The organism is Marinimicrobium sp. LS-A18, from assembly GCF_000463525.1.
Classification (GTDB): Bacteria; Pseudomonadota; Gammaproteobacteria; order Pseudomonadales; family Cellvibrionaceae; genus Marinimicrobium; species Marinimicrobium koreense.
In genome coordinates, this window is sequence record NZ_AWEP01000005.1 from 578,715 (window position 1) to 591,532 (window position 12,818).

Sequence of the window (12,818 nt, forward strand, 5' to 3'; positions counted from 1 at the left end):
CTTTAAGGGACACTGGCACCGAATTCTGGCTGCCGGGCCATATAAACACAACCCTGAGACGATCGCTTTTAGTCTTAAAGACAAGATCCTAAATCGGTCCGCTCGGTTGCTCAATGGTGGGAAATATGACAGATTAGCGCCTGGTTGCCACCAGAATAATGAAGGTCCCCTACCCCAACTCCATGAAAGATTATATTTTCAATATCCACGACGTCATATTGATGATGACCGTCGCCGAGAGCATTCTCCTGGCACTGCTCCAGGCCGCCATGCCGGCGCAGAATCGGCTGTATGGGCGCCTGCTGAGTGCGTTCCTGCTGGTCATTGCCACAGGCTCCGCAACCACGCTGATTCTCTGGAACGATCAGGTCCACATTGGACCGACCATCGACAATTACTGGATTCCCTACTTCCTGATGGCCGCCCTGATGCTCAAGGGGCCGGCACTGTACCTGTATGTAGCCTCCATTACCCGGGCCCAGTTCACCCTCCGCCCCATTCACTTGGTGCACCTGGCACCGGCGCTGGTGACCTGTCTGATCATGGCTCTGTTTGCCATCGACAGTGACGACCTCCGTCACCTCTGGGCCATGGGCGAAGAGCAGCCGGAAACGGTAGTCACGTTCCTCTGGGATTCCGCCAAGCTGGTGCCGCTTATCTACTCCTTCGCCGCCGTGGCGCTGGTGCAACGATACCGCTCCGAGCTCAAGGACGAATACTCCCACTTCTCCAGTACCGAGCCGCGCTGGTTGAACATTCTGACCCTGGGATTTTTCGCCAGCTGGACCTGGACGATGATCGTCCACATTCTGGCAAAGTACACTTCTCCGGAAACCGCAGACTACCTCGGAATTGCCGATAACTACATTACCTTTATCCTGATCAATGGCCTGTTTACCTACAGCCTGATATACGCCCATCAACTGTTGGAAACAAGGGCCGAGGAAACCCGGGCACCGGCGGAAGACAAACCATCGGAATCGGCGATCGACCGGGTGAAGGCCGCCATGGAGACCGACAAGATCTACCTGCAGCAGAACCTCAATATTGAGCAGTTCTCGGCTCGCCTGGACCTTCCGGTAAAAGAGGTGTCCTCAGTGATCAACAAACACTTTGGGACCAATTTTTTCGAGTTCATCAATACCTACCGGGTGGAGGAGGCCAAGCGACTGTTGGCCGACCCCACAGCCACAGAAAAAACCATTCTGGATATTCTGTTGGAGTCCGGGTTCAACAGTAAGTCCGCTTTTCACCGGTTCTTCAAGCGGCTGACGGGCATGTCCCCTTCCGAGTACCGCAAAGACAAAGGTGCCCACTAAACCGGACCAACAGGCAAAAAAAAAGCCGCTCGATCATGAGCGGCTTTTTTTCATCTGAGCAAGCGTTATTCGGCCAGCTCCCAGCGGATATTATCCAGCCGGAACACCACATTGCTCTGCTGACCCGCGACAGGCCATAAGCTGAAGGGCGTGTTGACACGACTGATGATAAAGCCTGAACCCGACGTCAAGTCCGCGATGGATACCGATACGGTATGCCACTCACCGTCGTTCTGCAGCGGTACCGACAGCTCATTCGAGGTACACGGATAGATGCAGTCAGCCTTGACGAGGAAACCATCAGTGTTGTTTCCGGCATCCACCACTTTCAGATCAAACACGAGGTTCCCGCCGGCATAAGCACTCAGATCCTGCGGGTCCGTTGACTGAATGTACATGGTACCGAAACCGCTGGCCCCAAAGGCTATTTCCAGGACGTCGCCGCGATCGCCGTCAGATACGGTGGTAGAGGTGATGCTCTGCCCCCCTTCAACATAGAAGTCCACGCCCGGATCCGTCCAGAGTGCATCCAGACTACCGTCGACAAACACATCGACCGCCTCGGTGCCTTCAGGCGCGGTGCCATCCAGTTTCGGATTGACGCTACAGGACGGGCCAAAGCAGGTCACACGGATGTTGTTCAGCTGCACGTGGGCGGTACCGCTACTCAGTTCAAGTACGAAGGGCGCATTGATGTCACTGTAATTGACCTGGCCCGCCGGATCGGCATGGCCGACAAAATCCGAAAACCGGACCGAGACGCTTTGCCACTCGCCTGTGGGCGGCAATTCAATTTCACGCGAACTGACGTTGGGCCACACGCTGTCGAGCTTGACGCTCAGGGTGGCGTCCTCACTCGCGTCGACTACCCGCATATCAAAGGTAATACCGCTGAGCTCTTCATTGAGTGAAAAACTGAAACCGTCATCGACATAGTCGACACTGCTCATATCACCGGACAGCAGGAAGACATTGCTCAGGCCGTTGAACTGAACATCCCAGACAGTCTGGTCATCCACCTGAAGCGCCGTATCGACAACCAGGTTTCCAGCGGTTTCCTGCCACTGTCCCGGAACCAGCGTGTTACTCACTTCGGTTTCAAACACTGAAAAGTTCAGCGTTGCCGGGCCGTTTTCATACAGGGCAAACTCTTTTTCGGTGCCGCCCGTGCCCTCTACATCCTCGGCATCTTCATCGATCCAGGCGCACCCCTTGCCAGTATCGGGATCAACGTCACACTGATAAACGCGAACATAGTCGACCACCATTTCCTGAGGGAAAGTGGTCGCATCATCCGGCGCACCGGGCCAGTTACCACCGACGGCGACGTTCATGATCAGGTGAAACATTTCGTCGAACGGAGAAGCCGGGTTACCAGTCTCAAAGCCTTCGTCTTGCCCCTGCCAGGAGAGAGTAAACCAATCGTCAGCCGTCTGGGTCGCAAAGTGGACATCATCCACATACCAACGGATTTCACCCTCCTCCCACTCAATCGCGTAAGTGTGGAAGTTTTCCCAGATCGGCTCTGCGGGCGTAAAACTGGCTCCGCTGTTGAGGTTGTTCGGCCAGGGACGACCGTAGTGGAGGGTGCCGTGGACTTCATTCTCGCCGCTGGCGTTGGTATTCACCGCTTCGAAAATATCGATTTCGCCACTGAGCGGCCAGTCTCCGTAAACCCATTCTGTCGGCAGCATCCAGATGGCGGGCCACAGGCCTTGCCCCTGAGGCGTTTTGGCGTTGATTTCGATACGCCCGTACTTCCAGTCCGCCTTGTTTTTGGTGCGCAGACGGGCCGAGGTGTAGTCACGGGTCGCCGAAGTGTCGTCGGGATTGTACGCCGGGTCGTCATCGAAAACGGCCGGGCCGCTATGGGTTTCCTGCCGGGCAACAATGTGCAGATGACCGTCGGCCACATAACTGTTTTCTTCACGCGCCGTGTAACACTGCAACTCATTGTTACCACCGCCGGCGCAGTTCACTTCGTGAGACCAGTTGTCGGTATTGATTGAATCACCGTCAAACTCGTCGCTCCAGACCAGCGTCCAGTCTTCGCTGACACCGCTGGCGGTGCTGCTGGAACTGTCACTGCTGACGGAAGACGAGGAAGAGCTGGAGGAACTGACGCTGCTGCTTGAGTTATCCGGAGTGTCATCGGAGTCGCTGCCACAACCGGCGATCGCCAATAGCGCCATACCCAGGCCGATGACTGGATAGTTTACTGTTTTCATAAACACCTCATTATTATCATTGATGTTCCGCTTGGCCCGGGAGCCTATCGCCCCGGGCTAAGCGTTCAGTGCGCCATGCACTGGGGTTATGGGCAGAGTCCCTCGCCCTCGTACTGCATTTCCAGACGAACGTTGTAGAGCTTGACCTGCAACTCTCCGGCCGTGCTCATGTAGAAAGGTGACAGCACCATGGACGGATCCACGCCGGCCTCAACCAGGCAGCTCAAATCAATCGACAGAGTCTGCCAGCTGTTCTCTTCGGCACTGGCCAGCCACTCGGTGATATCCACGTTGGCGACGCAGTCCTGACCACAGCGCATGCCCAGGGACACGGCCGAGGTGGGCGCCTTGACCACATTTACGTCCAGACGCAGGTGGGCTTGTCCGGCATAGGCACTCAGATCCACCCGCCCGGAAGAGCGCAGGGCGACTTCAGCAGGGCCTGCACCGGTCCAGCGAACGGCCCGGCTGTCTTCCTGGACCAGACGGTCGACCGACTGGATTTCAATACCGGGTAGCTTCGCGCCACTACCGGTGACCACCCGGGCCCGTTCAGTGACATCACTGAGCACCCACTGCCAGGGTTCCATCGGACGGTTTTCAAACAGCGGCAGCACAGTCTGCGCTTTGGACTCGGTCAGGCCACTGTCTTCCGAGAGCGGCGCCAGATTGCCTTCATCGGCGTAAGTCAGACCATAGCCATAGGGGAACTGGGCCGTTTGACCGTCGCCCTGATTGAGCGGCGTCTGGTCGGCACGGGCCGGCCAGGAAAACGATAGCTTGCCGCTAAAGTCGTGACGCGGCTGGCCCTCGGCATCGGCAACCAGCACATCGGCCACGCCCACACCTTCAGAGCCGGGCAACCAGGCCACCACAAAGGCATCCGAGGCATTGATTTCCGGGTTGACCCAGAGCGGACGACCGGTCAGGAATACCGAAACCACCGGAATGCCCTCATCGCGCAGGCGCTTGAGCAAGGCCAGGTCAGCCTTGGGTTCATAGTCCACATCGGCGCGGTCGCCCTGCATTTCCGCATAGGGGTCTTCACCGAATACAACAACCGCCACGTCCGGCTTCTCGTCAAAATTGCCATCCACATCAAGCTCGACGGATCCGCCGACAGCGGTCACCGCCTCGGCAATTCCATCGTAAATGGAGCTGGCTCCGGGGAAGTCGTCATTTTGATTTCCGGTACCCTGCCAGGTCAGCGTCCAACCGCCGGCCTGCTTACCGATGTTGTCCGCGCCATCGCCGGCCACCAGAATGTGCTGGGTCGGATTCAGCGGCAGCAGACCGTTCTGATTTTTGAGCAATACCAGACTTTCACGCACGGCCTGTCGGGCGACCGCCCGGTGCTCCTCGGAACCGATCAGATCTTCACGCCCGGCGTAGTGCCGCTCGGAAGGTTTGGCCTTTTCGAACATACCGGCGCGGAACTTGACCCGCAGGATCCGGCGTACCGCATCATTCAGACGCTCTTCGGAAATCTCGCCGGATTTCACCTGGGCAACGGTATTGGCGTGCAGCGCGCGCCACTGGTCCGGCACCATGAAAATATCCAGCCCGGCATTGACCGCTTCGGGGCAGGAGTCCTGACGACAACCATCGACAAACTCGTGACCATTCCAGTCACCCACGATCAGGCCGTCAAAACCCATCCGCTGCTTGAGCACTTCATTCATCAGGTAACCGTGCCCGTGCAGTTTTTTGCCCTGCCAGCTGCTGAACGAGGCCATGACGGTCTGGACACCCGCATCCAGGGCACCGAAGTAACCCGTGCCGTGCACATCGCGCAACTCCAGCTCTGAGAAGGGTGCATCACCGCGGTCGATGCCACCCTCGGTGCCACCGTCGGCAATATAGTGTTTGGCCGTGGCCAGCACCCGGCCCTTACCGAAGAATTCGTCGGTGTTGGCCCGCCCCTGAAGACCTTCCACCATGGCTTTGCCGTAGTCGTAAAGGATTTCCGGATCTTCGGCGTAGGCCTCGTAGGTGCGGCCCCAGCGATCGTCCCGGGCCACGGCCAGGGTCGGCGCGAAGTTCCAGTCCAGCCCCGTGATGGCGACTTCCCGGGCGGTAACCATGCCAATTTCGCGGATCAGGTCCGGATTGCGGGTGGCCCCGAGACCGATGTTATGGGGGAAGAGAGTAGCGCCCTTGACGTTGTTGTGACCGTGTACGGCATCGGTGGCCCAGACAATGGGAATGGCAGCAAAACCATCGCTATCGTCCATGGACGCCTCATAGAAACCGTCCGCCAGTGCCAGCCAGTCGTCGGCGGAGGCATTCTTGTCGCCGCCGGGGAAGGAGCCGCCGCCGTTGAGAATCGAGCCCAGGTGGTAGCGTTTGACGTCTTCCGGCGTCACATTGCGCAGTTCCGGCTGGATCATCTGGCCCACTTTCTCTTCGATGGACATGCGAGCCAACAGCGCATCAATCTCCGGCTCGTACGCCATCGGATCGGCCAGGGGCGTCGGATGCTCCGGCCATAGGTCGGCGCCGGTGGCGCTTTCGGATGAGTTGTCGTTAGTGGGGCCGTTACACCCCACCAGAACGGCCAGGGCCAAGGGGGCCCAAAGAGTCAGGGACTTCTTCATTGTCGGTCTCGCTGTTATTCGTATGGGGAAAAAAGGCTCCGGGGTCGCCCTCGCGGAGCCAAGCTTTTTCAAGGAGAGTCAGAGCGACGCATAACAACCACTTACCAATAAGCAATTCTCAATGCACAACGTCGATCGATAACACGGACGAGTCCCACGCTCGCCCGTGTTGCCATTCTTGACCGGTATCGGGCAGGGGTCGTCCCACTTTGATGAGGGAGTGAAAGGTGGTGTTTGCCACTTTTACGCCGCCGGGAGGCGGCAAAGGTGGGACACGGGTTCCCACCGGTGGCCGGGGCTGAAAGCCCCGCAGGGTGTGGGCTTCAGTGGTCTCGCAGGTGACGCATGATATTCACGAAGCTATCGACCCAATAGCGCTCGGGATGGGCCGCCAGGTGCTCCAATAACGCGTTGTGCGCCTCCCGGGAGACCGACAGGTAGTCACCACCGACGCCGTGGAAGGTAAAGTTGGCCATGGTACCCCGACGCGCCGCCTCCTCGACCACGGCGATCAGCTCTTCGCCGGACACCTCGGTCGGCACGGCCACCGTAATACCAAAGCGGTCCAGGGATTCCAGAGAGGGGGTAACCCCACCGGAACCAATGGATTTGGCCCCGAGAAAGAGGGGTTTCACCGGTGTAAGGTAGTCCCGATCTCCGACCCGGACATCTCCGCAGGGGGGCGTATAGGTCCGTTCGGTCTCACCATCAATCAGGAACAGAAAGTCATTGGCCAAGCTGATCTGCTCGGCAAACGCCTCGACCGGGATCTGGCTCAGATCCTGATGCGGCGCCACCCAGTCCCGCCCCGGGCGCTGCTTGTCGCATTGATGGAACAGTGAATGGTTGCCCAGTTCATGCCCCTGAGCGGCCGCCGCGCGCCACTCGTCCAGGCGCTCCAGCAACAGCGGGGCTGCCGCCGGCACATAAAAGCTGCCCCGGAACCCATGCCGGTTCAGCTCGGGAATCACATAGTCCAACTGGGACGCGAGCGCATCATCGTAGGCAAGATTGACCGCGGCTTTGGCATTGCCGGGCCAGGAAAGCGGCTCGGCCGAGGAGGACACCGGCCACCACAGCAGCAGGGCACACAGCAGCCCGACGGTTTTAAGACGCAAATATGGCATAAGCATTACCTGGAGAGTTAGGAGACAGGCGTTATAGTACTGCGGACCTTATCTCGATGCCATAGGCCCTGGACACGCCCTACCACCAGAAGTTGATCAGAATATTGAGTGGGCCAAACGCGTCCACGTTGTGCCACCAGTGCTTGGGCAGGAACAGGGCATCGCCTGGCTCCAGATCCGCGACCTGGGCGGTGGATAGTGCCTGGGCAAAGCGCGGGTAACGGTTCAGATCCGGCGCCCGCAGGTCCACCAGACTGATCGGTCGGCCGCCCGGGGTGTGGGGCGCATCGGCGATATACAGGTTGTCTTTCTGATCCGGCGGGAACAGGGTAAAGCGCCGGCGTCCGGCCGCCACACAGGCGATATTGTCGGCAGCATCGTTGTGGGTAGCCACACGGGTCGAGTTCCCCATCCACAGATTGGGCTTCACCTCGGCACTCACCCCCGGAAGCGTACAAACCTTTTCCAGCCCCGGAAAATAGTCGGGAATGGGTGTGGAGCCGACATAAAAGGCCGCCGGTCGGGGCGCCCGCGACTGCGAGGCCAGAATCTCCAACGCATCCGGTAGATAGCCTTTCATCCGGGTAAAGTTGAACCCATTCAGGTCTTCCGAATAGAACAGCCGCCCGCCCTCTTTGGGATCGGCGATCATGGCCTCCAGAGGCTTGCCGGCATCAAACGGCAACAGATAGCGGGCCACCGCCTCCGGCGATTGCCGCGCCGCCGCCACCAGAGGCCAATGCTGGGCATAGCCCTTGAGCAGCACTGGATGCTGGGGCGGGGCCTGCTGAAAGTCGACGGCCAGGGCTCGTTCCCGGTCCCACCAGGCCACTTGTTGGGCCCGGGGCTCGGTCGGTTGCGTCGGTGTATTCAAGGTAACGGAGACAGTCATGAAGCATCAAAATCCAGAAACAGGTTGGCCGTCAGCCGACCCCGGACCGGGTCGGCATTCAAATCCCGGTCGGGCTCGATCAGGCCTGAGTGCAACAGATTCCCCGGGTAAATCAGTAGCCGATCCGGCCGGTAATCCACCTGGTGAATCAACTCAAAATGGGCATCGCTGCCCCGGCAATAACGCGCCGGAGGCGTCCCGTGCTCACGCATATGCCGCTCAGCTTCCTGTACAAAATGCGCAAAACGTTCATCAGTAATACGTTCGTAGCCGGTCGGGCGATGGCGAAAGAATCCGGTGCCTCCAAAGGGGCCCGGATTGAGGTAGTGCATGATCGCAAAATAGAACCCGCGACGGGTGTCGTAATGGGGCACACGCTGCAGCACGGCGAGGTCGGATTCCGCCCGGGTGACCAGGGAAAACAACTGATGAATGCACTGGCCCCGGTGTGACGCCGGCACCGCGTACACTTCCCGAATCAGCGGCTCCACCCGAGACAACACCCGGCGGGTATAATCCGCCGGGAGGTTGGCCCGTATCCCCGGATAAGCGGCCTGCCCCTCGCCGGAAAAGGCCGCCCATTCACTGGCGACCCGCTTGAGAGGCTCCAGGTCGCCCAGCACATTGTCCAGCACGATAACCGGAGTCTGCTCGTGACCGATGTGCACTACGGAAGCCTCCGCCTCTCGACTCATCCGCTCCAGCGCCGTTGCACCCGACATGATCACCTCTCAGCCGTTGGCCGCCTGGGCCATGGGCATCTTGCAGTAATAGTCGATAAACGCCTGGTGGGAAGGCAACTTGGCCACCAGCTGTTCAGTCGATTGCCGCAGCTTTTTCAGGAAGTCCGCGAGCTCTTTCTCGGTCATCACATCCGCCATGGGATGGTAAGCCTTGGGCGTGATGCCCTGGCCCATCATCACCTGTATCCACGACTCTTCGCCAAACAGTTCATTTTCAATTTTGAACACCCGGGCCGAATCGCTGAACAGATCAATTCGCTGGCGCAACGGCGCCGGAATTTCCATGTTTTTGCAGTAGCGCCAGAAGGGTGTGTCGTCCCGTTCGGTGACTTTGTAGTGCAGAATGATGAAATCCCGAATACGTTCGACTTCGAGCTTGGTCTGCTGATTGAACTCATCGATGTCCGACTGGACCATCTGGCCGCTGGCCGGAAACAGTTGCACGAAGCGAACCAGGCTGCGCTGAATCAGGTGGATACTGGTCGACTCCAGGGGCTCCAGAAAGCCGCTGGCCAAACCCAGCGCCAGGCAGTTTTTCACCCAGTGCTTGCGCCGGGTACCGGTGCGGAACTGAATCGGTTTCGGGTCGGTAATCGGCTCGCCCTCAAGGTTGCCGAGCAGGGTTTCCCGGGCCTGCTCATCACTCATGTAGCGGCTGGAATACACCAGGCCGTTACCGACCCGATTCTGCAGCGGAATGCGCCACTGCCAACCGGCATCATGGGCGATGGAACGGGTGTAGGGAATCGGCTCGCCCACGGATTCGGTCTGTACCGCCAGGGCGCGGTCGCAGGGCAACCAGTGCGACCAGTCTTCGAAGCCGGCGTTCAGGGACTGCTCGATCAGCAGTCCGCGGAAGCCGGTGCAATCGATAAAGAAGTCGCCATCCACCTGTTTGCCCGACGCCAATGTCAGGGACTGGATTTCGCCATTGTCCGGGTTGAGGTTCACTTTCTCGATCTTGCCTTCCACCCGCTCGACACCCAGTTTTTCACTGCGCCGACGCAGGAACGCCGCGTAGCGACCGGCATCCATATGGTAGGCGTAGTTCATCCGGCCATTGGGCAGAACCGCGAACTTGTTTTTGTGAGACGCCAGCAATTCCGCACAGTAGTCGCCGTAGGGATAATCAATGCCTTTGGCCTTTCCCGCCAGCCAGAAATGCAGAAAGCTGCAGGCCCAGCAGTCTTTGCCCGCATAGCCGAACGAGTGAATGTATTTGTGATCTTTCTCTCGCCAGTTTTCAAACGAAATGCCCAGCTTGAAGGTGCCGTTCACTTCCGCGAGAAACTCCCGCTCGTCGATATCGAGCATTTTGTGAAAGGTCATCAGTGGCGGGATGGTGGCTTCACCGACGCCAACGGTCGGGATATCGTCGGACTCCACCAGCTTGATATCGAGATTTTTTCCGAGCGTCTGCGACAGCAGCCCGGCCGCCATCCACCCGGCGGTGCCTCCACCTGCGATCACTATGCGTTTGATACTGTCAGTCATGGTCACCTCAGCTCACTCTGAGCAAGTCGTGCCTAAACGGTATGAAGTCCGCGTTGGCGAATATGGTTTATCAGGGAGCGGTTGTCCGGAAGCCCCTGCAGCAGCTTTCGGGTTTGCACCCCGTTTTCGTGGAAAGCGGTCTGGGCGGCGGCTCCCGATGACCGGACCCGGCGCTCCAGCGCCTCCGGGGCGGTATACTCCGGGCGCATGCCATAAAGGATGTACTGGTAGCTGGCCGATGGAAACAGCTCGTCCCGGTACAGGCTGTCGCAGGTCCAGGGGCTGCGCGACCGCCACAGCAACAGCTGCTCGGCCAGCTCATCGGGCACACTCTCTTCGGCCCGGTGCGCTCGCCAATAATCGGAATCCTCCCGGGTGCTCAGCACATAATGCAGCTTGAGAAATCCGATGATGTTGTCCCAGTGGCGGCAGAAGCGTTGATTGAACCGGCAGGCCACCACCGACATTTCCTCTCGGTTTTCCGGCATCTGCTGGACCAGGAACTGGGCCGAGCGCTCCACCAACACCAGGGCGGTGGCCTCCAGCGGCTCGATGAATCCGGCCGATAGACCAATGGCCACACAATTGTTCTGCCAGAAGCGTTCGCGGTGCCCAGGGTCAAACTGGATCAGGCGCGGGGACAGCTCATCCAGTGTCGCACCGGAGTCCGTCCCGCGCAGGTAGGCCGCCAGCCGCTCATAGACAATGTCCTTATCGGTATGCGCGGACGAAAACACGGCGCCGACACCGCGCCGGGTGGACAGCGCAATATCCCAGATCCAGCCATCGGGGTGGGCGGTACTGAGGGTCTGCGACGCAATGGGGCTCTGCTCGCTCGAGTACGGCACCTGTACCGCCAGCGCGGAATCGTTGAACAATACCGGGCGCTGACTGACCCAGGGAACCTGATAGTGCTGCCCGAGCAGGCGGGACGCCATACCGGTGCAGTCGATAAACAGGTCCCCGGCGAGGGTTTCGCCGGACTTCAGGTGAAGGTGTTTGATATCGCCGTTGTCCCGGGGCTGAACACCGGTCACTTCTCCCAGGTAATGCACCACGCCCAGAGTTTCCACGCAGTGGCGCTGCAGCAGGCGGGTAAATTTACCGGCGTCCAGGTGGTAGCCGTAGTTCAGGTTAAAGGCATACTCCGGTGTGGTCAGTTGCTTGGGCGCGCGCCCCTGGTCACATACCGCTGACTGCGGACTGACCGCATAGGCGAAGGGCAGATCCCGGTGGGCGTAGCGCCAGTGCTCCGCCAGATTCAGGCGTCCGTATCCGGCGGGCAGCGTGAACGGATGATCATACCGGTCGCCGTCGCCGCGGCACCAGTTCTGAAAGCGTGACCCCTGTTTGAAACTGACATCACATTCGCGGATGAACTCGGATTCCGACAGACCGATGGTGCGCAGGGTTTCCAGCATCGAAGGCCAGGTGCCCTCACCGACGCCGATGGTCGCAATATCCGGCGACTCCAACAGCGTGATCCGCCGATTGGGTCGGGAGTCAAGACGAGCGTCAGCGGCCAGCAGGCCCGCAGTCAGCCAGCCGGCGGTGCCGCCGCCAACGATGACGACGTGTTCGATCGGACTATTGTGCACGCTCATGGTGGTTCCGTGATTTGCGCTCAATCAGAGCACGCATTTTGCCCATGGACGCAATGGCCATATAGATGGGCTCCAGGTAGCCACGCTCGTGCAGGCTCGCGACCTGCTCCGCGCTCAACGCCTTGAGGCGCTCTTCCTGAATGGTATAGAAACCCATCAACTGGCCGGTGGTGCCGTCTTCCAGCGTGATGTCCATGGTCACCTGCTCCAGCAATTGCAGCTCGGTCAGGGTATCAATGAAGGCGATGTCGTGCTGGTGCCAGACATGAATGGCTTCCAGCATACCGGACACCCGGTCCAGATAATCGGTATTGGCCCCGTGCTCTTCGAACAGACGGGTGCCGGTTTCAGTGTTGACCTTGGGGTGCTCAACGTCGATGTGCATCATGCGGCGCGGCTCGTCGCCGTCATCGCCGGGGTAGGTGCCGATGGAGAAAGGTACCCGCTGCATCATCAAGGGAATGTAACCGGCATCCCAGCGGTCATCCTTAAGAAAAAGGTTCTCTTCCTGCTCGAGGCCAAACAGGGCCACGGCGAAGAAGCGCCCGCTGTTCGGGTCTTTCTGAAACAGTATGGGGTAGTGAGCCTGTACGGCGCGAAACTCCGGGGAAAAGGTCTGGCCCCACATCACCGCATCGCCGTTCTCACGGCGGAAGCGATTGTCCACCCGCAAGTCACGGTGCTGTTCGTTGTTCAGTAATACGGTTTTCACCTGAAGGCTCCTCGTTTTTTGTGCTTATCGTAATAACGGTTCAATTTTCACCGGATCAGAGACAAAAAAGCCGCCCAACTGCGGCGGCTTTCCTTGCATCGT

Annotated in this window: 9 protein-coding genes; 1 reads left to right on the plus strand and 8 read right to left on the minus strand. The window is 59.2% G+C overall.

Annotated elements, in window-relative coordinates; all coding sequences use genetic code 11:
- The first annotated feature begins 158 nt into the window (after window positions 1-158).
- Complete coding sequence (locus N645_RS0110425) at window positions 159-1,319, plus strand: AraC family transcriptional regulator (protein WP_238559233.1); 1,161 nt, start codon at window positions 159-161, stop codon at window positions 1,317-1,319.
- 65 nt (window positions 1,320-1,384) lie between these two features.
- Here the strand turns inward: N645_RS0110425 and N645_RS16950 are convergent, their stop codons facing one another.
- From N645_RS16950 to N645_RS0110465, 8 genes are all read right to left on the minus strand, one after another.
- The gene (locus N645_RS16950) at window positions 1,385-3,547 is read right to left on the minus strand and encodes a glycoside hydrolase family 16 protein (protein WP_024461454.1); all 2,163 of its coding nucleotides are present in this window, start codon (window positions 3,545-3,547) and stop codon (window positions 1,385-1,387) included.
- A gap of 86 nt (window positions 3,548-3,633) precedes the next feature.
- A complete protein-coding gene (locus N645_RS0110435) occupies window positions 3,634-6,144 on the minus strand; it encodes a glycoside hydrolase family 3 N-terminal domain-containing protein (protein ID WP_024461455.1) in 2,511 nt (836 codons plus the stop codon).
- Between the two features lie 323 nt (window positions 6,145-6,467).
- A complete protein-coding gene (locus N645_RS0110440) occupies window positions 6,468-7,271 on the minus strand; it encodes a polysaccharide deacetylase family protein (protein ID WP_036160834.1) in 804 nt (267 codons plus the stop codon).
- 79 nt (window positions 7,272-7,350) lie between these two features.
- Entirely contained in the window at window positions 7,351-8,163 is an 813-nt protein-coding gene (locus N645_RS16955; RefSeq protein ID WP_051174416.1) for a cupin-like domain-containing protein, read from the minus strand.
- A complete protein-coding gene (locus tag N645_RS0110450) occupies window positions 8,160-8,885 on the minus strand; it encodes a DUF6445 family protein (protein ID WP_024461457.1) in 726 nt (241 codons plus the stop codon). Before N645_RS0110450 ends, N645_RS16955 begins: the two co-directional genes overlap by 4 nt.
- 9 nt (window positions 8,886-8,894) lie before the next feature.
- Window positions 8,895-10,400 (minus strand): tryptophan halogenase family protein, encoded by a 1,506-nt coding sequence (locus tag N645_RS0110455; RefSeq protein WP_024461458.1) that lies wholly within the window; start codon window positions 10,398-10,400, stop codon window positions 8,895-8,897.
- A 32-nt stretch (window positions 10,401-10,432) separates the two neighbouring features.
- A complete protein-coding gene (locus N645_RS0110460; RefSeq protein ID WP_036160837.1) occupies window positions 10,433-12,004 on the minus strand; it encodes a tryptophan halogenase family protein in 1,572 nt (523 codons plus the stop codon).
- Window positions 11,988-12,716 (minus strand): SapC family protein, encoded by a 729-nt coding sequence (locus N645_RS0110465; protein ID WP_024461460.1) that lies wholly within the window; start codon window positions 12,714-12,716, stop codon window positions 11,988-11,990. Before N645_RS0110465 ends, N645_RS0110460 begins: the two co-directional genes overlap by 17 nt.
- Window positions 12,717-12,818 lie beyond the last annotated feature (102 nt).

Excerpts from the sequence above, each read along its gene's own strand:
- N645_RS0110460 (WP_036160837.1), bottom strand. The coding sequence starts at position 12,004 with ATGAGCGTGCACAATAGTCCGATCGAACACGTCGTCATCGTTGGCGGC.
- N645_RS0110440 (WP_036160834.1), bottom strand. The coding sequence starts at position 7,271 with ATGCCATATTTGCGTCTTAAAACCGTCGGGCTGCTGTGTGCCCTGCTG.
- N645_RS0110425 (WP_238559233.1), top strand. The coding sequence starts at position 159 with ATGAAGGTCCCCTACCCCAACTCCATGAAAGATTATATTTTCAATATC.
- N645_RS0110455 (WP_024461458.1), bottom strand. The coding sequence starts at position 10,400 with ATGACTGACAGTATCAAACGCATAGTGATCGCAGGTGGAGGCACCGCC.
- N645_RS16950 (WP_024461454.1), bottom strand. The coding sequence starts at position 3,547 with ATGAAAACAGTAAACTATCCAGTCATCGGCCTGGGTATGGCGCTATTG.
- N645_RS0110435 (WP_024461455.1), bottom strand. The coding sequence starts at position 6,144 with ATGAAGAAGTCCCTGACTCTTTGGGCCCCCTTGGCCCTGGCCGTTCTG.
- N645_RS16955 (WP_051174416.1), bottom strand. The coding sequence starts at position 8,163 with ATGACTGTCTCCGTTACCTTGAATACACCGACGCAACCGACCGAGCCC.
- N645_RS0110450 (WP_024461457.1), bottom strand. The coding sequence starts at position 8,885 with ATGTCGGGTGCAACGGCGCTGGAGCGGATGAGTCGAGAGGCGGAGGCT.